Origin of the sequence: Bradyrhizobium sp. IC3123 (assembly GCF_020193625.1) — a bacterium.
Taxonomy (GTDB): Bacteria; Pseudomonadota; Alphaproteobacteria; order Rhizobiales; family Xanthobacteraceae; genus Bradyrhizobium; species Bradyrhizobium yuanmingense.
In genome coordinates, this window is sequence record NZ_JADYVF010000016.1 from 39,830 (window position 1) to 60,952 (window position 21,123).

The window sequence follows — 21,123 nt, forward strand, 5'->3', positions numbered from 1 at the left end:
GGGCTGGATCGCAAATTTGTTTCGGCGACCGGATGTCGGGTTGCGGCCGCGCGACGGCGCACACGTTGACTTGCACCCGCTATCCGAGCGCGGCGGCCGGTGGCTGAGGCATAACCTCTTCCGCTTCCCGGGCGCGGTATGGTCCCAAAAGCGTGCCTGCGTGGAGCTCTCAGAGGGTGATGTTATCGCGCTGCATCTCGTCGTCGAGCGGCTCACCGAGGCCGGGGTGAGGGTGCGGTTTTATGGTCGACTTCGTGGTTGGGACGGCGTGTCGCCGGTATGGACCAGACTAGCGCGCGGGAAGCGCTAGTCCGGGGCTTAGGGTCACCGCGGTCGAGAGGTCACCTCGCACCGACCCGTTATCCTATCCGCCGCCAGACTCCTAAGTCCGGCGGGTCTTTTCTTGGTCAGCTTGCGAGCACTTCAGGTACTGACAGGGCACCGCGAAGAGTTTAGCTTTGGCCGCCGGATAGAGCTTAGTGATGAAATGTTGAAATAGTTGCCGTCGCTGCGTGTGTGTTCCTGCCAACAAGCCCCGTAGACGCACGGGCAACAATCATCGGCGCTGGTTCGCAGTCTTGCTCCGCCTGGACGAACAGGACCAAAATGCGGTGGTGAAGGGCGCTTTCGAGTCGTGGGTCGTAGGCTTCATCAGTGGGCTGAACGTCAGTGGCGAGAGAGAAATTGTCGGAGGCGGAAACTTCACGTTAATCATCGCTTGGATGATCAGCGCTGTAGGCCTAATCCAACCGACCAGGTTGGAGTCGCTGCTCTTGATCTCGCGATGCAACTAGCCGGAAGCGCGCCTTCCCATTCGGACCGTCTGGCGCCGGCTTCTTCGCGCGTCGTGCCAAGTCCGCGCAGAACCGTATGGCGGATACAGGGAGCGATATGTTTCTTCTCCTCTATGGCCGTTCCTTTTCCGACGCTCTGGCAATGGCTCTCCAGGCCGAGCGGTTTACTGGCATTGCGCTTGGAGAAATCAGGAATCGGTCTGATGGCATCCGCCGACCTTAGCAAAGGTACTCTGGGGGAGGTCTGCTCCGCGTCAAACTGCGAAGAACTCAGGTTGAGCAAGTCTGGTCCGCTCTGGTGCGATGAGCGGACCTCCGACAGACGCGAGGTAACGTCGCAAATGGACCACAAGCGGACCTACCGGCACCTAAGGAATTTTCGTCGTCTAGTTCGCGCCCGGGTCACTTCCTCCGCGCCATTTAAGGGCGCAAGTTCGGCGAGTAACTTGGCCCGGAGGTCGTCGGGTAACCAAGCGTGATCAAAGCTCCCTCGACATCGCCCCGAAGACTCGAAGCCTCCCTTCCCTTACTTCGCCAAAACCTGCTGATCAAAAGCGATAGTTCATGCCGACCCGGGCGATGTCGAAGCTCGGCTTGATATCGACATGGCTGGCGATGACACCGGTCAATCCCGCCGGCGATTGAAGCGAGCCAGTTAAGTTGTAGCCGTTCGTGCCGAAGCCCATGTGCAGATACTCGCCCTTGAAGGACCAGCCTGCTCCCAAGGCATATTCGATACCGCCGCCAACGGCGTAGCCTACCAGCACGGCGCTATTAGAAGCGTTCATAGAACCGAGCGGTCCATAGGTCAGCGGGAATAGGCTGGTGGGGATACTGCCCGTAGCATTCGCGCTCAACTTGGTCTCAGCCAACGCAATGCCGCCAGTCGCGTAAAGTAATGCCGGCCCGAACGCATAACCCACTCGGCCACGGAAGGTCGCATACCAATCGGTGCTGACGGAAGCGCCGCCAGTGAAGTTGCCGCCGACGGCGGCAAGAACCGGAATAGCCGAGTTGCCGGTACTGACCTTTGAATTGATATACTGCCAATCAGCCTCGACGCCGAGCACCACCTGCTCGATCTGCCAATTGTAGCCGGTTTGAATGCCGGCGGTGACCCCGTTGCCGTTGCCGGATACAGCGTTGAAGCCGAAGGGGGCCGAACCGCCATTCGTGTTCACCAATGTCCCGGTGCTGTTCGAGACTCCGTAGCTGCCCCGGCCATAGCCAACGTTGCCGCCAATATAGAAGCCCGTCCAGTTACCGACCTGTTGGGCCGGTACTTTCGTCGGCATACGGACTGGGGTCAGATCGGCAGCCTGAGCCGTGATTGGGCCGAAGGCGAGAAGTGAAGTTGCGAAAACCAGTCTTTTCATATCGATCTCCTGCGATTAATGCGCGACCGGCGCGAGAATATCCATGGTTTATCTAACCAAGCCTCGCAGAAGCTTGATATGTCATCTGGGCAACGGCCAAACATTTTCACAGATTTCAGTTTGCTCCGACGTGGTCTGCCCCGCGCGCCGCGCAAATGATGGCGCGTGGTTGGTTTGATTTCAGCCTTCGCCGCGGGTCCTCTGGGCGACGAAGGGCCTAGGAGATACGGGGACCCCATCACGCGCCAATAGGGCGGCTTCGTTGTCCGCTTCGGGTCAAAGGCTACCCTCGGCGGCGCCAGCGATGGCTTCCGCTCAGCCCTCGGAAGCGGACCGTGCGAGCCTAAGAGGGGAAGTCAGCCACGGGCCACGATCGGACGTGTGGGCTTGCGTCTTAGATGCATCGAGACGAACGATACGACAGAGTCGCTGACGTCATCGATTTTCGATCTTCTACTGATCACACCTTGGCGGATATTATCGCTTCAGGGCGGGACGGACGTCGATATCGCGAGGAGCGCCATGTCAAAAGCTCTCGTCGTCCATAAGGATCGATTGCCCCAGTCGCAAAAGATGTCCCGCGCGGCACAATACGTCCGTATGTCTACGGACTATCAGCAATACTCGATCGAGAATCAGGCGGCGGTGATCGCGACGTATGCCCAGCTTCACAAGCTAACCATTGTCCGCACATACCGCGATGAGGGCCGAAGCGGGCTGAAGATCGGTAACAGGCAGGGCCTCACCGAGCTCATTGACGACGTTCGGTCCGGCCATGTGGACTTCGGCCATCTGCTCGTATTTGACGTCAGCCGTTGGGGGCGGTTTCAAGACGTCGACGAGAGCGCGCATTATGAGTTTATCTGTCGGGAGGCAGGGGTGAAAGTCGCGTACTGCGCGGAGCAATTTGACAATGACAACACTTTGCTCTCCAGCATCATAAAAAACATCAAAAGAGTTATGGCAGCCGAGTTCAGCCGTGAGCTTTCTGGGAAGGTTCACGCCGGAGCCATGCGTCTCGCGAGATTAGGCTTTAAAATGGGAGGGCCGGCGCCGTTTGGGCTAGAGCGGCAAGTCATCGACGATAAGTGCAGACGGAAAGGGAGCTTAAGAGCGCCAGCATTGACGCGTCCAACGAGTGCTTGCGCATAGAAGATGCTGTGAGTATCTGCTTCCGAATAGCTAAGTGGCGAAAGCATGCCGGAAGACCGATTCGGTGGACGATAGCTCGCCGCGTGCGACAGCCCAAGGGTTAGGTTGTCGCTGTTAGGTTGGGCGAGAAGAACTCAGCAGTTCTCGACTATGTCCTGATGCCGTCAACTTCGCTGTCGTTCAAGGGGCCGGTGTTCTGGTTTTCCGAGCACTCGCGTGCATCTCAAAAAATCGAACGCTTTGACACTTTTGACGAGCTATCTCGAGTTCTTCTCGGCCGGATCAACAAAGAACTGCGTTCGTCCGCAATTGGACGTTCTTCGAAGTCCGTAAATCACGAGGGATACGGCTCGAACCGACGTGCCGGAGCCACCAAATCGAATAGGCGTTCCAGATAGACGATGAAAGAAAGCGCTCGTAGTCACTGCGGCCTGTCCCTCAGCTGCTCGGTCTCGCTCCCGCCTCGAATATAGTCTGCTCGGGTCAGAAGCGCCGATTTGGCCAGCGGTCGAGTGCTTCCGGTTTCCTCCCGATCCGGACCACTCGCCGCAAGCCTAACGGAAGCCATGGCCCAATTCCGACATCATCGCAACCGTGCCCGGAGGCGAGAAAGCAGCTGCCCAGTCCGTTTCAGCAGGCTGATCCTATTTCGATGCGCCGTGTCCGTCTTGGACCTCAATAACCTGCGAGAGTAGATCAGCTGTCATTTGTAGGCTGTTCCGGACTTCCGCGAGTCTCTGATTAGATAGCAATGCGGGTCGATGAGATAGCCTCAAGACGAACTCGAAGACCCGATCCGAATTGCGCATGAGCTGCAACAAATGCTCTCCGCTCGGGCCGTTCGTGCCCGAGAGCCAGTTTTTCGCAGTTCTTTCATTCGCTCCAGTCCATCGCATCAAGGTCTTCTGAGCCTGATGGCTGTTGCCTAGCTCAGCCTTGAGAATTTCGGCGATCAAACTGGCGTAAGTAGGCGGCGTCCCTCCGCCGCTTGGAAACCTTTTGCCCGTTTTCGGAAACATGTTTCCTCCCGAGCTGCGTTATGATTTTCAACTATTCGACCATGGATTCTTGACGCTTGTGGGGCGACGATGTTGCAAGGCACTTCGAACTTAGGCCCTGAAGTCGAGAGCTCAAGGGCCAAGCCGGCTGCCGAATACGTTCGTATGTCGACCGACCATCAGCAATATTCGACGGCGAACCAGTCACAAGCCATTCGCGAGTACGCTGCACGTCACGGCTTTCGGATTGAAAAAACCTACGAGGATAGTGGCAAGAGCGGCCTCAATCTCGACGATCGCCAGGCCCTCAAACAGCTCATCGAGGATGTCCAAAATGGCACGGCCGAGTTCGCGACCATCCTCGTCTATGACGTCAGCCGCTGGGGACGTTTCCAAGATGCCGATGAAAGCGCCTATTACGAGTATATTTGCAAGCGGGCCGGTATCTCGGTTCGGTACTGCGCCGAGCAATTTGAGAATGACGGGAGCCCGGTCTCAACCATCGTCAAAGGCGTCAAGCGCGCGATGGCGGGTGAGTACAGCCGGGAACTCTCTGTAAAGGTCTTTGCCGGGCAGCGGCGGCTGATCGAGCTTGGCTATCGCCAAGGCGGCCCGGCCGGATTTGGGCTGAGGCGGCAATTGATCGATCAGAACGGTATCGCCAAAGCGGAGCTGGTTCGCGGCGAGCACAAGAGCATCCAAACTGATCGGATCGTGCTCGTCCCCGGCCCAGAGCAGGAGATCGAGACCATACGGTTCATTTACGAGGCGTTTGTTGGCCAAAGCAAAAGCGAGCGGGAAATCGCGGATTGCCTCAACACCAAAGGCATCACCACCGATCTTGGTCGGTCCTGGACGAGAGCCACCGTCCACCAAATTCTGATCAACGAAAAGTACATCGGCAACAATGTCTGGAACAAATGCTCCTGCAAGCTCAAGGGTCGGCGGGTCTATAATCCGCCCGAGCGCTGGATCCGCCACGACCAGGCCTTTGAACCCATCGTTGATGAGGAGACATTCAGATCCGCGCAAGCCATCATTTCCGACCGCTGCAAGCGCTACTCTGACGAGGAACTTCTCGACGTGCTGCGCGGCCTATTGGAGCAGCACGGCTATCTCTCCGGGATCATCATCGATGAACTTGAGGTTGGGCCGTCCAGCAGCGCCTACCGCAGTCGCTTCGGCAGTCTAATCCGGGCTTACGAACTTATCGGTTTCAGTCCGGATCGGGACTATCGCTATATCGAGATCAATCGCGCCCTACGCCGGATGTATCCCGACTTCATCACATCAACGATCCGCGGCATCGAAGAGATTGGGGGATCGGTCCGCCAGAACCCCGAAACCGACCTCCTCACAGTCAATGACGAGTTCACCGCTTCTCTTTGCCTGGTCCGATCCCAGGAGACCATGGCCGGGTCCTACCGGTGGAAAATCCGCTTTGATGCGGGCCTGCGGCCCGACATCACGGTGGCGATCCGGATGAACCAGATGAACAGCGCTGTACTCGACTATTACCTCTTGCCGCGGTTCGAAATGGAAGCAGAACAAGTGGCTCTCGCTGAACATAATGGCTTGGCACTCGATGCCTATCGTTTCGACACGCTGGACATGCTGTTTGAACTTGCTGCGCGGTCGCAATTGATGGAGGTCAGCTATGGGATCGGCCCAATGCATTGAGATCATTCCAGTCGGAGCCATCGACGTGGTCAATCCGCGGGCCCGCAATCGCCGGATTTTTAAGGAGATTGTGACCAGCGTCGCCGAACTCGGCCTGAAGCGGCCGATCACGGTCAAACGGAAGGCGTGCGAAGGTGAACCCCGTTACGATCTGGTTTGCGGCCAGGGGCGGCTGGAGGCCTATCAAGCGCTTGGACAGCGAGAAATCCCCGCAATTGTCGTCGATGCCACGAATGAAGACAGCGCCATCATGAGCCTGGTCGAAAACTGCGCTCGGCGGCAGCACCGTGCCATTGACCTGCTGCATGATATCGAGGGACTGCGTGGCCGCGGCTATGAGTTTGATGACATCGCCCGCAAGACTGGCCTCAGCATCGAGTATGTCAAAGGCGTCAGCAGTCTGTTGGAAAGCGGCGAGCACCGGCTGCTCCGCGCCGTTGAGGCCGGACAGATGCCGGTCAGCATTGCCGTCATGATCTCGCAAGCACAGGATAGCGAGATCCAATCCGTCTTGCAGCAGGCTTACGAGGAACGCCTGCTGCGGGGCCAAAAGCTGCTTGCGGCCAAAAAGCTGATCGAGCAACGCCGCCGACGTGGAAAAGGCTACAAGACCGGACCACGACGAACCGACGGTGCGCCCTTGAGCTCGAACGCGCTGCTGCGCGCCTATCGGCAAGACGTCGACCGCAAGCGCGTGCTGATCCGCAAATCCAACAGCACCAAGGCGCGCCTGATCTTCATCCTAGAGGCCCTGCGCAAGCTCTTGGTTGAGCCGGAATTTCTCTCGATTCTCGAAGACGAAAAGCTCGACACATTGCCCAAGAACCTAGCGCTGCGGCTGCATGGGCAGGCTTAAGTCATGGCACGCCGTCCCCATATATCGGTGCGGATGGGCTTTGAGGAACGGACGGCCACGGTCAGGCTGGCCGATATCCAGCCGCTCAAGCGCGTGTCCGAGGAGGTGAAGCGTTCGCCGAAGTACCGGCAGATCGCAGCCTCCGTCGGTGAGATCGGGCTGGTCGAGCCGCCTGTGGTGGCGCGCAGCCGCGACCATTCTGGCAAATTCCTGCTCCTGGACGGCCATTTGCGCCTAGAAGTCTTGCGAGACCGCGGGCTGCTCGAGGTCGAATGCCTGGTCTCGACCGAAGATGAGGCCTTCACCTACAACAAGCGCGTCAACCGCATCGCGATTATCCAAGAGCACCGCATGATCTTAAAGGCGATCGAGAACGGGGTGTCGGAGGGGCGGATTGCCAAAGCGCTGAACGTCGATGTCGCCAGTATTCGCCGGCGCCGCAAGCTGCTCGACGGCATCTGTACCGAGGCGGTCGATCTGCTGAAAGAGAAGCATCTGACCCTCAACTCCTTCTCTGAGCTGCGCAAGCTCGCGCCGCTCCGGCAGATCGAAGCCGCCGAGCTGATGATCGCGATGAACAACTTCTCTAACAGCTATGTGCGCTCGCTGGTGGCGGCGACCCCGCGCAATCAGCTGGCGGCCGGCTACACCCCGCGCACGCCGAAAGGCCTGTCCGATGAGCAATTGTCCTTGATGGAGCGGGAATCGGCCTCGCTCGCCCGCGAATTCAAAGTCGCCGAACAGACCTACGGCACCGATCACCTCGATCTGGTGCTCGCGGTCGGCTACGTCTCAAAGCTGCTGCGCAACGGCCGGGTGGTCGGCTATCTCGCCAAGCATTTTCAGGAATTGCTGTTTGAATTCCAGCGCATCACCGAATCCGAGGCCAATGCAGCCTAAAGGGCCTCAGGCGCAACTTAAATCGATTTGGCGGCATACGCGTATGCGTTGTTATGGAAGAGTTTAGCCGCAAGCTCCCGCTCCCGTTGCAGGCCGATTAGCTGCGCGGATTAGATCGGATCGCGGGCAGCATAAGCGACCGCCGCTTCAACCGCGGGAGCGCAATGGTCAAGGGCTCCAAGTCATGGAACCGTCGCCTTTTTGCGGCTTGCTGCGCCGGGACGGCGATATCGCTCCGGTTGCTCGCGGCTCGGATCGGCCGTTCTGCGCGCATAGTTCTTGCTTTTGGTCGCGTTTGGGGTTCCAATATTGGGGCGCCCCGCAGCGCCGCTCGCGAATCTTGGACCGGGTTTAATGCCGATGGGCACCCCTGCAAGTGAATTCGCCGCCTACTTTCCAAAATGGGTGAGCGCTTTTCTGCGCAGCGGTAACCATCGGACTAATGAGCCATGGGTTGAAGAGCGAAATGCTGCAGTCCTGCTGTTTGATCTCGCAGGATTTACCACTAAGGCCGAGCAAGTGGGTAAACGCGGCGCTGAGGAACTCAGTGATCTCCTCAACGACTACTTTTCAGCACTGACGGATGTCGTTGATTATCATGGGGGCGACATCGCAGCCTTCGCCGGGGACGCGATTCTGGCGCTTTGGGACGACCATAATCTGAAGGAAGCTGCATTGCGAGCCGCGAGTTGCGCGCTCGCTTTACGCCAAACAATGGAAACCTTGGTCGCACGCCATGGCCAGATCAGCCAACGCACAGCAATTGATATTGGTAGCGTCCACTTCTGCAAAGTGGGTGGGCTAAACGATAAGTGGCACTATTTTGTAGTCGGAGATCCCATCTATCGAGTTGGAACGGCTTATCGCAAAGCCAACATCGGAGACATATTGCTTTGTGATAACGCCGCCAAGATATTGGACGGCCAGTATGATGGCGAAATCAGCGCACATGGCATCCGCCTTTCCAAGATGAGGGTGCCAACCTCGGCCCTGCACACCGAGAAACCGGAAGTTCCTCGCGTTTTGGTTGACGAATTAATGCCCGAATTCGTACGCGATCAACTAGACGCCGGAAATAGTGACTGGATTGGCGAGTTTCGGACACTCACGATTGTCCGGGTCTCACTGCTCGATATCCGATTCGACGCCGAACTGCTGTCGCGTGTCCAGCAGATCCTGTTAGACGTTCAGTCGGTATCAGAGCGATTGGAAGGCACCCTTCACCAGGTAATTATGGACGACAAGGGTGTGAGCCTCACACTCATATTTGGACTTCCGTCCTTTGCACACGAGGAAGACCCGTTGCGAGCGGTCGAAGCGGCTCTTGCAATCCGACGGCTGCTATCTGCGCGCGGCGTTTCTACGTCCATCGGAATCGCTACCGGCCGGCTGTTCTGTGGCACATATGGAGGAAGGACCCGCCGGGAATACGGCGTCAACGGTCAGGCGATGAATCTCGCTGCTCTTCTGGCCGACATAGGTCGAGGAGAGCTTATATGCGACGCCGCCACGGCGGAAGCGGTAGGTCAGCGAATCGCGTTCGCAGTGCTTCCTCGCTTGCACATCAAAGGCATCGCGAAACCCATCCTCGGCTTTAGACCTATCGCCCCAACAACTCCAATTCGACGCAGCCCGGTCGGCCGAGTCTTCGGCAGAGATCCCGAACGGGCGCGTCTAATGCGATGCATCGATGAGTTGGCGGTCGGGCATGGGAACCTCGTAATGGTCCTAGGCGACCCAGGGATCGGAAAATCAAATCTGATCGCAGATTTCATTCTCTCTTGCGAGGTGCAAGGCCATCAAGTCCTCGAGGGATTTGCAACGGCAATAGACAAGTCCACTCCTTTCTTCGCGTGGCGAAGCATCGTGCGGCAAGTTCTCAAATTTGAGCCAAACACAGACGCTGAAGCAGCTCGTGCCCTGGCTTCAAAAATGCTCGCAAACGATCCTGCCCTTTTGAGTTGGCTGCCTCTGCTCGACGAAGTTATACCGCTTGGGTTCTCCGAAACTGAGCTTACCCAGCAAATCACTGGTGCGGCGCGGGCAGCTGCGATCGAAGAAATTGTACTCGCGCTGATCACAAGATCTTCGTCACGCATCTTGATCCTCGAGGACCTCCACTGGTTCGACAGCTCATCGCTCGAACTGATGAACGTCGCCGCACGGCGATTGTCTGATTGCCTACTAGTCGTCTCCAGACGCAAGAACACTCCGCAGGCAGCGCTAACCTCCGATTTGTCAAAGCTTACCCCTTCTCTCGAAATTGAATTAAAGCCTCTCGAAGGCGACGCGCTTGTCGAGGTTATCCGCCAGCGCCTCCACGCAATTGAGATCCCTCAGTCTCTTGTCGATTTTGTTGAGCGCTATGCCGCCGGGAACCCGTTCTATTGCGAGGAGCTTGTCCTGTCCCTTCGAGACACCGGCAAATTGGCCGTTGTTCATGGCACCTGCCAATTTTTCGAACCTCGCGAGGCAAGCATCGCACTCTCAACCACTCTTGAACGCGCCATTGTAAGCCGCGTCGATGTGCTATCGAGCACCGACCAACTCGTTCTCAAAGTCGCAAGCGTCATCGGCGATGAGTTTAGCCTCGACATGCTGAAGATGGTCGTCCCGCAGCAGCCCCACCCGCAGGCGATTCCTGAATCGATAGGGCATCTAATCGAAAATGACTTTCTTGTTGGTCGACCGCGGAGTGGCTCCGGAACAACCTACGCGTTCCGGCACTCACTAACCCAAGACGCAATATATAATCTGCTGTCATTTGCGCAGCGAAAGGCTCTGCACCGACAAATTGCGAGTTTAATCGAGGAAACCCAGTCGGGCGGATTGCAACCGTACTACGCTCAGCTTGCGCGCCACTGGGAACAGGCCGAGGAGCCACTGGACGCCGTTCGCTATCTTGAATTCGCTGCAGAGCAGGCACTTCACAACTACGGCAATCGGGATTCCATTAGATACCTGGAGCGGATTCTTGAACTCACCGAGGAAGCGGGCTTAACCATAAGCGAGGCCCGTCGAATCGACTGGGAAATCATGCTCGGCGATGCTCACCATGAGCTATCCGAGTATGAGAGATCGTCTGAGCACTACGGCCGAGCAATGAGCTTTCTTCGAATGCCCGTTCCAGCGACGAGAGCGCAGAAGGTCCGCGCTGCGATGTATAATGGCTCAGTTCAACTTTGGACCCGACTATGGCGACCAACCGGGTACCGGTGGAATGATGATGAGAAAACCCGCTTACAGCAGGCGTCACATATTTATGAGCATCTTTCCGAGGAATACTTTTTTCAGAATGACTCGCTGGCCGTACTCAACGGCACGTTGGCATCACTCAACCTTGCTGAGCAATCCAACTCCGCTCCTGAAACAATAAGAGGCTACAGCGCCTTATCGCTCGGTCTTGCGATGTCAGGCGCCGTCGGCGCGGCGCGCCTGTATAGTCGCCGAGCGTTGCAGCTGGCGGAAGATCGAGGGGGATTGCCTGAGAAGGCTCGTGTCGAGCTTGTAGTCGGCGTTCTGTCATATGGGCTCGGCGAATGGAGCAGTGCCGAGCTGCACGCAAACACAGCGGCTGCGCTTTACTCTAGACTTGGAGACCGCACCCGCGCGCTCAACAGTGAGGTCATGGCAATCTTTGTATCGATTCTTCAGGGCGACATCGCGAGTGCCGACCACCGACTTCGGAGTATGAGCTCGCACATCTCGGAAAAATCATCTGCTCAGGTACGCGCCTGGAGCCTTTCTGCGCGCGTCCTTATTGATACATTTGCGGGGAGAACAAATTCCGACGACTTACGGCTACTGCGAGAGATTGCCGAAGCCAGGCAGATTCGCACAGATCGCCTGCTCTGCCTCGGCATTGCCGCCGCCGCACATTTGCAGCGGAACGAATTAGATAAAGCAATCGAAACGGCGACACGTGGCTTCGACGTTCTTGGTGAATGTGGCGTGGTGTGGGGCGGCTACGCTTACGGCGCCGCAGGCGTTGCTGACGTCCTGCTGGCTTCGTTGGGCCAAGTTAACGGATCAGAGCCAGAGGGTGCGCGAGCGCTTCAGCGGGCCAGTAGTGCATGCCGGCATCTTTCACGGCTAGCTCGAACCTCTCCAATATGCCGTCCGTTTGCACTTTTGGTGGGAGGGCGCCTTGATTCTAAGCTCCAGCGCTCGCGCTCCGCGCGACGGCAATGGGAGCGGGCGGCCGCAGCAGCGGAACGCCTTGGAATGATGCACGAACGCGCAACGGCTCTCTATGAAATCGGAAACTCGATGGCAAGTTCCGATCCGGCGAGACTCTCATACTTAAACCGAGCTAGATCCATTTTCGAACAGATTGGCGCAAGGGCGGACGCATCTCACGTCAGCTGCGCTCTATCGCAGTAGAGACTTACTGCCGATTTGGGGGCTATTTTGGCCAAACAGCGTATCTCCATCGTCGGTGGTGGACTGGCAGGGCTTAGCGCCGCGTTCGAACTGACGCGCACTGCTGAACTTCGAGAAAGGTACGAGGTAACGCTCTATCAAATGGGGTGGCGGCTGGGGGGAAAGTGCGCGAGTGGCAGAGACGAATTCGGCCGCAACGTCGAGCACGGCCTCCATATATGGTTCGGATATTACGAGAATGCATTTAAATTGTTGCGGGATGTCTATCAGGAATGGGACCGGCCGGAAGGCCAAAAAATAAAGTCAGCGGAGGAGGCAGTTCGGCCGCAGACTTTCACGCCAATCGGGGCTCTTGAAGATGGCGAACCCTACTTTCACCGGGTCTCGTTTCCAACAAACGACGAATTACCTGGCTTCGGAACTGCCAACCTCAGTGTTTGGAACAGTCTTGTTCGAATAATACAGCTCTTTACGAGCTCCTATGAGAGGGCGCTTCAATCGGACGAACACCTCGCAAGCAGAGAACCTCAGATCCGCGCCACGATCGGACAGCATTCTTTGCTGGCAGCACTGAACAAAGACCCGGCGCAAACTGCATCGTCAGAATCGGCTCTGCGCGTTGGCCAATACCTTCGGGCAGTGACCGAGTGGAGTAAACACATCGATGGCGATCGTGTTTGGTCGCATTTTGAAGAGGTCCAAGGCATTGCTGATGCCCTTCGAGAGTCGGCCTCGGCACTTGTAGGGACGTCCTTTGCGCAGACCGGCACAGGAAATGTCCTAGCGCAGACGCTCGATGTAGCTTCAGCTCTCGCCAATGGGCTCATAACCGACCTTCTCTTAGGAGAGCGTTCGATCGCGGATTTAGATCGGCTGGACTTCCGGCAGTGGTTACTAATGCACGGCGCCAAGGAAGCTTCAGTCCATGATTCGCCGGCTCTTTTCGCTCTGTATGACACAATGTTTCAGTATCCCGATGGAGAGCGAGGGCGCGCCAGCTATGGCGCAGGCACTGCGGTGCAAGTGGTGTTGCGTATGCTTGGCACTTATCAAGGTGCCCTGGCGTGGGAGCTGCAGGCGGGCATGGGCGACGTGCTGGTGGCACCGCTATTCCAGGTCTTGAAGAGTAGAGCGGTCCGGTTTCGTTTTTTTCACAAGTTAAGAAACATCGATATTGATAGCGACATGACTTCCATCGTCCGCCTGCATTTCGATCGACAGGTTAACCTCAGGATTGATCAGGATGACTACGAACCAGTGCGGCTATGTGAAGGCGTGTTGAGCTGGAGCGCCGCCCCGGATTGGTCTGTGATCGAAGATGGAGAGATGCTCAAGGATGCCGGAGTAGATCTGGAATCGCACTGGTGCGACCAGAGCGCCTCTTCAATTGCGATCCAACAGGGCTGTGATTTCGACGAGGCCGTGCTTGCTATTCCACTAGGCGCATTCAAGAACCTGAATCCTTTGGCAGGTCCATGTTGTCAGCTTCTCAAGGCCAACGAGCGCTTCCGAACCATGACGGAGCGATTGCCTCTCGTTCCGAGCATTTCAGTTCAGGTTTGGAGCGAGCGGGCCCTTGCGGAACTCGGTTGGACCGCGCCGAAGCCTGCAATGGTGTGCGCTCCACAACCACTTGCTGTATGGGGGGACATGTCTCAGGTACTTGCCTATGAGCCGCCGACACAAGCCAAGTCCCTGCATTACTTTTGTGACGTTTTGGCTACCCAGCTCTATCGCAGGCCGCCAACCGATGCCAGCGTCCCAGAGCAGGGTAAGCGGCTGGCAACATCTCTCGCTACCCGGTGGTTCGAAAAGGCAATGTCAGTCTGGCCTCATGCGGTACTTGAGCGAGGTGAGTTTGACTGGGGTGTACTGTTCTCGCCTTCCAACGAGAAAGGGCAAGAGCGACTGGGCAGCCAAGTCGTGCGAGCAAACGTCAATCCATCAGATTGCTGTGTTGCTTCCGCCGCTGGCACGACCGCTTTCCGCTTAAGGGCGAACGAATCGGGTTTTTCGCATCTGTTTCTCTGCGGTTCTTGGATCAACAGTGGACTAAACACGGAATGCATTGAGGCGGCAATTATGTCGGGGATGCAGGCTGCGAGAGCGATCTCTCAAGAGGCTGTCCCTGTGCCAGGCGAGAGCTTTTTGCACCTGGAACAGGAGAGTATAAGCCCCTGCGATTTCATACGCACTGCTTTAGGCATGCTCTCCCTAAGAGCGCTTTAGGAGCGCTCTCCATGGCGAAACAGAAAGTTGCTGTTCTTGGGGGAGGCATAGCTGCGCTGAGCGCAGCATTTGAATTGATTGAACTTGACCCTGGCGGAGAGCGCTTCGACATCACAGTCTACACGTTGGGCTGGCGGCTTGGCGGAAAAGGCGCCGTCGGAAGGCGAGGACCCGACTGCGGCTATCGTGGTGAGGAACACGGATTGCACGTATGGACCGGGTTCTACGACAACTCCTTCTATCTTGTGGACCGCTGCTATGACGGGCTGCGGCGTCTTGGCTATGCCATTCCTTTTGGTTCGCGAGATGCCGCATTTTGTGCGCTCGACCGTTGCACGTTGATGGAAGAGTCTGCGGGACCTTGGCACTTCGATTTGCCGCGACACAGCGGAACGCCAGGTAAGTTTGAAGACGGAAAGTTCGTCACGTTAGTTGACTACCTTCAGTCGCTGATCCGGAGGTCAGCTGACTATGTCATGGGAGCAGACTTTCCTGCTGAGTTTCGCATCTCACCTCTCGGTCCGACCGTCCAGGTGACGACGAAGCGCCTCGTCGCATCCTTTGAAGCCGCGCGGGTCGAAGCTGACAAATTGCCCGATGATCCCAGGGACATTTCGTTCTCGCAAAGTGAGATACTGCAGCAGAACCTTAGGTGCGCCCTGGGCGCGCTCCGCGAGTATCAAGCCGCAAGTGCTGTCACCCGAGACGACCTGAGACGCGCATTCATCCTCATTGAACTGGCGTTCACTATTGCGCTCGGAATGCTGGCCGACGGAGTGATATGGCATGGCTTTGATCACATCGACGACCTGGAATGGTCCGAGTGGATGCGATCCCATCTTTGCTCCGAATCCGCCCTCAGCTCCGCCGTCGTACGCGGCTGCTATGACTATGTGTTCGGATACTTGCGCGGAAATCGAAACGTCGGCGCCGGTACTGGAACGCGCGTGCTGCTCAAGCTCGTGTTTGGATATCGGGGATCGTTCTTCTATATTATGAAAGCGACGATGGGAGAACTCGTCTTCGCCCCACTTTATCAGCTGTTGCGGGCGCGAGGTGTAAAATTCGAGTTCTTCCATCGAGTCGATCGCCTCACCCTCTCTGCTGACGCAAGTATTATTGAAGAGATTGATATCGGCGTCCAAGCGACGACTGTCGGAAATTTCCCGTATTGTCCCTTAGTTTCGATGCCGGACGGCGCAGGTGGCACCCTGCCAACGTGGCCGGCCCATCCGAAATACGAATTACTGAACAATGGGCACGCTATGGAGGGCCACGACCTTGAGTCAGCGTGGACAGATTGGAGGGATGCAGATCGTAAGACCCTCAAATTAGGCAGAGACTTCGATGTCGTCGTACTTGGAATTCCGGTCGGCGAACTTGAACGAATATGCGCAGAACTCGTCCATCATCTCCCCGCCTGGAGAAAAATGATAGAGGCAATCAGGACGACGCCTACCATGGCGCTCCAGCTATGGACAACAGCTTCCACCCCACAATTAGGATGGAAGGGTGGCGACCAAACCATCCTGTCCGCATTCGCTAAGCCTTTGGACAGTTGGGGTGATCTATCGTTGATGCTCTCGATGGAAAGCTGGCACGAGGAGAGACCTCGTGGTTTGGCATACTTCGTCGGCAGCTTCCCGGAACCTAAATCACCACCGCCTGCAAGCCCAAATCCTGACTTCCCGAAGCGGGAGCTCGAACGCGCACGAGAATATGCGCTGGAATGGATACACCGAAATCTTCCGGAGATGTGGCCTAGTGGAGCTGCAAGCAAGGGCTCATTCCAATGGAATTTGCTTTTTGATCCAGAGAACCGGCAAGGCATCGCCCGTTTTGCGGCTCAATATCTGAGGGTCAACATAAATCCTTCGGATCGCTACGTCCTTTCGGTTGCAGGCAGCTTGACCAAGCGCATGACTGCCGACGATTCTGGCGTAGAGAACCTCTATCTTGCCGGTGATTGGGTTCGAACAGGAATCAATGCTGGGTGTGTAGAAGCTTCCGTCATGGCTGGCCGCTCGGCCGCTGGCGCAGTTAGGGGAGTGAGAATTGCTATGCCAAACGCCACTGATTTCGATGATTTCAATTTCCCGATCGCTCTTGTGCCAGGCCTCCAGTTGTTGCGCGAAGTCGCGGGACGGACGGCGGGTGGAGTGGGCGATATCGATGCGTTCTGCGCGATATTGGACGCTCCAATCGAAACTGTTCGTGCGATGCTGCCTACAGGTATGAAACTTCACACAACGGGCTCAGCGGCCAGCCACCAAGTTGTGCTAGTGTTCGCGCGTCAAAGGAACGTGCGCCCTGGCTTTCTGCCATTCGGTGGCACTAGTTATTGTGAGATCTTTAATATCATTCCAGATATCGAACTTGAGAATATACCCTACTTGCGACGGGTCAGATTCAGCTTCATGCCTATTCTTCTGCTCGACCAGCTGGCGCCTGTGCTTGTTGGGCAAACGTTGTATGGCTTCAACAAACAGCACGCTCAGATTCACGTCAACAGCGACTCATTCGATGTTCGAGGTCGTATCGCCAGGATCAGCGCGCACTTTGATCGTGAGGGCGTCCCCGGAGATATCTCACGTTTTCCGGATATCGTGGCTGTAAGGAAGAAGATAGAGCAGCCCCTGGTCGGACTTGCGACTGACGGCTCCTACATCTGCTCGATCGTGGACATGCATCTTGATGCCGCAACTTTTCAGCATGCAACAGGAAAGCTGCAAATTGGTCGCCCGTTTGTCAATCCGCCCATCTCTGTCGAAATGCACGCCACTCCCGGAGATGGCACATGGGGGTTTCATTTTAGAAGTCGCTGGAGCCTGAGTCTGCCGCTCCAGCTCTCTCCGCAAAAAGGCAACGCGTCAGCCCTCGATGCAAGAAGTTTAGTGGCAGGGTATTCCCAAGCCATGTTCGGAAGATTTCCATTTGGCCGGTCTCGGTGACAAAGAGAACCACGCCATCTGACAGTGCCTGCAGATGGTAGGACGGTATTGAGAGCGTGACGGTAACACACGGCCGGCTCCAAAATCTCTTCGCGTATCCATTGTTATGGAAGAAGTCGGCCGTTGGCCGATCCGTACCGCTGACTTAGCCTGTTCCCGGGGGATGGCTTGGACCTAAAGCGGGCGAGCCAACTCGAGATAGCGGCAGAACGCGTTTGCCAACTGCATCTGGCGGGGCGTTCGGCACTCGACTTCGAACAGGCGCGGACAGGCGACCAAAATACAGATGCACTTCGCCCGCGAAGTGGCCACGTTCAGCCGGTTCGCGCTGTAGAGAAACTCCATTCCCCGTGGGGCATCGGCATGAGACGAGGTGGTCATCGAATAGATCACGATCGGCGCCTCCTGTCCTTGAAACTTGTCCACGGTACCGATGCGCGCACCCGGCAATCGCTCCTGAAGTTCGAAGACCTGGGCGTTATAGGGAGCGATGATCAGGATGTCCTCCAGCCGGATTGGAGCCTCCCTGCCTGAACCGTCGACCCAGCTTGTGTTGCCGGCGAGAATTTCATCGACGAGTTTCTTAATCTCGTCCGCCTCTTCGGGAGACGAATTCTGGTTGCCGACATGCTGGACAGCGAGATAACGCAGACCCACCCCGCTCACACGGCTCGACGACTTAATCTCCTGCCGCTCCAGTCCCGCGCGCGAGCGAAGTCGGCCTTCATAGAAGAGTTCCGACGTGAAGGCGCAGATATCAGGGTGCAGCCGCCATGTTTCTCCAAGGAAAAGTCCGTGGCCGGCCTCGATCGTTGCGTGCTCGCCCAGGACGTGATCAAGCGCCGATGTCGCAACGCCGTCCGGATGGCTACCCTGTATCGGCTGCTCAAGCTGTCTTGGGTCCCCCAGGAGGACAATGCTCTCGGCCGCCTGGGAAACGGCCAATACGTTTGCCAATGACATCTGCGCCGCTTCGTCCACGAACAGAACATCGACACTGCCTGCCGCATCCGGCCGTGCCCAAAACCAGCTGGTGGCACCGCCAACCTGGCAGCCATTGCCGAGCCCGTCGACGAAGTCCGCGTTCTTCGTCGTTTGCTGCAGTCCCGGACGAGACGTCGGCTCATCCTTGACCTTCTGGATGCATTGAATGGGCAGACTTTGCTCGGCGGCCGCTTCTAGGGATTTATCAAGTAAGTGACGAATAATCTTATGGCTATTGGCTGTAACGCCAATCGTCCGCTGGTCACGGGCAAGCGCGCAGATCATCCGCGCACCGGCATGAGTTTTGCCGGCCCCCGGTGGCCCCTGCACAGGCAAAACGCTCTGATCAAGCGAGAGTGCAGCACGTATTGCGGTCGCTAGCGGCGGCTCGCCGGCTTGCTCGAACACCTGCCCGGACAGACGTGGAGCGACTTTGAGCAGCAAGTCGCGCGCTGCACGATAAGCGCCCGGTCCAATGATGTCGTGGTCCGCGACATACTCACCAATCCGGAACACCGATTGAGCGAGAACCTGATTGTCGATGAACTTATGCGCGAACACGGCCTCTGGATGGAAACTGGCCGTATCCTGGCGCTTCTTGATGTCGATCGTTCTGTCATCATCGGAAATCGCGACGACGCTGCCAAGCTTGTCGCCGCCGACACTTCTCAGATCGTCATCAGCGCGAACGTCAGTTTCCTGAACCGTGAATTTGTAGCGATGAATCGGCGCCTTCGCTGTTCCACCAGCGTGGCTGAGAAAGGTTAGCTCTCCCAACCCCGCGCGCTCATACAAGAGATCCTCGGCCGGCAAATCGCTCAACCGAAAATACTCCCACCAAACCGCCTTGTTCTCGCGGCCGAAGAAGTCGATCAAGTGGGCCAGTAACCAGCGCGCCTGCTGCTCTTGACTTCGTTCGGCGATGTCGTCCGGAACATCGCCTGTTAACCGCGCCACAAGTCCAGCGACCCGCCGCTTCCAGGCACTGAGATCCTCGCCAATCTCGGCAGCCTTCGGCTGCGGCCGATCGATCGTCTGCCCTTGCGCGATGAGCTCGTCGCGCACCCCCTCAAGCCAGTCCCGCAGGGCGCGAGTCGAGGCGCAATCGTCGCGATTGTAACCGATGATGGCGGCCTGATCGCCTGGTTCAATTCCATCTGCGTCGGCCAATTCGAGGCAAGCCTGCACCCGCGCCATAGCGCTGCCGACATCGATCAGCGCAACGGTGCGGTCAAACCGGTACAGCGGTTCCAGCTTCTTGATGGAGTAACTTTCGACGCTGGCGCGAATGCTCTGCCGGACAATGGCGTACAAGTCCACGAACACGCCAGCGCGAAGCAGGTTGTCGACCTCGTCCTCCCGCGTGGCGTACCGCCCCATCAGACGCTTCAACGCCGCCGGTTCATAGGGCGCGAAGTGATAGATGTGCAAGCCGGGGTGCTTGGTCAGCCGCCCCGTGACGAAGTCGATGAAGCGTTCGAACGCGGCCCGTTCGTGGTGCCGTGTCGTCACCCAGTCGCCGACATAGGCGTCTGTGCCGTCTTCATTGGCATAGAGGTAGCCGAACAGGAACTCGAGCCCGCCGCCGTCCACGAACGGATCGCCCTCGAAATCGAAAAAGATGTCGCCGGCGGAAGGCTCAGGCAGCCGGAACAGGCCAAATTCCGATACCAGCGGCAGCGGCTCGTAAAGCACCTCACCCGCAATACGCCCCTCCACCTGGAGCCTCGCCTGCTCGCGAACCTTCTCGTACCTTGACGAAGTGCCCCGATCGGGCCGCCACTGCAGCGGGATCGGCAGGGTCGCAAGTGCGGCCATTGTACCCGCACCTCGCCTCACCAGCTCCTCAATCTGCGTTTTGGCTATCCCCGCGACGAGCGACAGGTGATCGTCGGCCCGCCGCCTCGATGCACAGGGCTCGCGCCATCGGCAGACCTCGCAGTGCTCGATGGGGTCGGGATAGAGGCCATCAAGCGGGGGCTCAGCCGCAAAGGTTTCCAGGCTTTGCTTGATCCGGCGGTAGAACGCCGCAAAATCGGCCACGCGGTAGGCCTCAGGCAGGTACTCCGTGCCGGGCGTCACAACGTGGGCCGCCTCCGGGACCTTCTGCTGGGTGATCGCCAATAGATCCGAGTAGAGGCTCAGCTGCAGAACGGTGTTGCCCTTGGTCTCGCGGGCCAACTTGGTGTCGGTGACCTCGTAGGACCAGGCGCCCAAGCCGCTCGGTGCCTCGACCCGCCGCAGCACGTCGGCGCGACCGCTCCAATGCCCATTCCGTAACGCCGCCTGAACGATTACCGCATCGCCCCGCACCATCGCTTGCCGGGTTTGGTCAACCGAGACGTGATCGACACCGACGCCGGCGATAACTGTGACGGTCCCACCCTCCTTGGCCAGGTGATCGACGAAACCCTGCTCATGAACCTTGCCGCGCTGCACCAGGGCATCGAGAGTCGGGTCATCGCGGAGCTTTGGCTTGGCCAGCTCGCCCTGGGCGACCTTGAGGTCGAGGTGTGTGAGGTAACGACAATTCAGGTGTCCAACGAGGTCGCCAGCGCTGAAGACGATCACCGCACCGTTCTTTTGCATCTATCCCCCCGAGACTGCTGCCGGGACGCAAGGGCCACGGCGCAGCAACGATACCGGCCTTCCGACGGGCGCAAAAGGCCTCCGGAAGTAAAACACACATAGCGCGAATCGACAGCGTCGAGGTTACGCTCGTTCCCAAGGCGGAAGAGAATGCACCGCATCAATCGGACAACAAGCTCTACTACAAGCGCCAAGACTCTATCGGAATGATGTGGAGGGCAATGAGAGCCG

The 21,123-nt window shown here is 57.6% G+C and carries 9 protein-coding genes; 7 read left to right on the forward strand and 2 right to left on the reverse strand.

From position 1 onward, the window contains the following. Positions 1-1,342: 1,342 nt before the first annotated feature. Complete coding sequence (locus tag I6F20_RS32760; protein ID WP_225129877.1) at positions 1,343-2,170, reverse strand: outer membrane protein; 828 nt, start codon at positions 2,168-2,170, stop codon at positions 1,343-1,345. Positions 2,171-2,692: 522 nt separating this feature from the next. Between I6F20_RS32760 and I6F20_RS32765 the strand changes: the two genes are divergently transcribed. From I6F20_RS32765 to I6F20_RS32795, 7 genes are all read left to right on the forward strand, one after another. Then, positions 2,693-3,322, forward strand: coding sequence for a recombinase family protein (locus I6F20_RS32765; RefSeq protein ID WP_225129879.1), 630 nt, complete (start codon positions 2,693-2,695; stop codon positions 3,320-3,322). A gap of 1,088 nt (positions 3,323-4,410) precedes the next feature. After that, positions 4,411-6,000: a recombinase family protein gene (locus I6F20_RS32770; protein WP_225129881.1), complete on the forward strand. Its 1,590-nt coding sequence runs from the start codon at positions 4,411-4,413 to the stop codon at positions 5,998-6,000. Then, a complete protein-coding gene (locus tag I6F20_RS32775; protein WP_225129883.1) occupies positions 5,978-6,856 on the forward strand; it encodes a ParB/RepB/Spo0J family partition protein in 879 nt (292 codons plus the stop codon). Before I6F20_RS32770 ends, I6F20_RS32775 begins: the two co-directional genes overlap by 23 nt. 3 nt (positions 6,857-6,859) lie before the next feature. Further along, complete coding sequence (locus tag I6F20_RS32780; RefSeq protein WP_225129885.1) at positions 6,860-7,756, forward strand: plasmid partitioning protein RepB C-terminal domain-containing protein; 897 nt, start codon at positions 6,860-6,862, stop codon at positions 7,754-7,756. Between the two features lie 354 nt (positions 7,757-8,110). Continuing rightward, complete coding sequence (locus I6F20_RS32785; protein ID WP_225129887.1) at positions 8,111-12,139, forward strand: AAA family ATPase; 4,029 nt, start codon at positions 8,111-8,113, stop codon at positions 12,137-12,139. A 27-nt stretch (positions 12,140-12,166) separates the two neighbouring features. Further along, positions 12,167-14,368: an NAD(P)-binding protein gene (locus I6F20_RS32790; protein WP_225129889.1), complete on the forward strand. Its 2,202-nt coding sequence runs from the start codon at positions 12,167-12,169 to the stop codon at positions 14,366-14,368. 11 nt (positions 14,369-14,379) lie between these two features. Further along, entirely contained in the window at positions 14,380-17,319 is a 2,940-nt protein-coding gene (locus tag I6F20_RS32795) for an NAD(P)/FAD-dependent oxidoreductase (RefSeq protein WP_225129891.1), read from the forward strand. Positions 17,320-17,493: 174 nt separating this feature from the next. Here the strand turns inward: I6F20_RS32795 and I6F20_RS32800 are convergent, their stop codons facing one another. Continuing rightward, positions 17,494-20,892 (reverse strand): TM0106 family RecB-like putative nuclease, encoded by a 3,399-nt coding sequence (locus I6F20_RS32800; RefSeq protein ID WP_225129892.1) that lies wholly within the window; start codon positions 20,890-20,892, stop codon positions 17,494-17,496. Between the last annotated feature and the right edge of the window lie 231 nt (positions 20,893-21,123).

Excerpts from the sequence above, each read along its gene's own strand:
- I6F20_RS32785 (WP_225129887.1), top strand. The coding sequence starts at position 8,111 with ATGCCGATGGGCACCCCTGCAAGTGAATTCGCCGCCTACTTTCCAAAA.
- I6F20_RS32765 (WP_225129879.1), top strand. The coding sequence starts at position 2,693 with ATGTCAAAAGCTCTCGTCGTCCATAAGGATCGATTGCCCCAGTCGCAA.
- I6F20_RS32800 (WP_225129892.1), bottom strand. The coding sequence starts at position 20,892 with ATGCAAAAGAACGGTGCGGTGATCGTCTTCAGCGCTGGCGACCTCGTT.
- I6F20_RS32795 (WP_225129891.1), top strand. The coding sequence starts at position 14,380 with ATGGCGAAACAGAAAGTTGCTGTTCTTGGGGGAGGCATAGCTGCGCTG.
- I6F20_RS32770 (WP_225129881.1), top strand. The coding sequence starts at position 4,411 with ATGTTGCAAGGCACTTCGAACTTAGGCCCTGAAGTCGAGAGCTCAAGG.
- I6F20_RS32780 (WP_225129885.1), top strand. The coding sequence starts at position 6,860 with ATGGCACGCCGTCCCCATATATCGGTGCGGATGGGCTTTGAGGAACGG.
- I6F20_RS32775 (WP_225129883.1), top strand. The coding sequence starts at position 5,978 with ATGGGATCGGCCCAATGCATTGAGATCATTCCAGTCGGAGCCATCGAC.
- I6F20_RS32760 (WP_225129877.1), bottom strand. The coding sequence starts at position 2,170 with ATGAAAAGACTGGTTTTCGCAACTTCACTTCTCGCCTTCGGCCCAATC.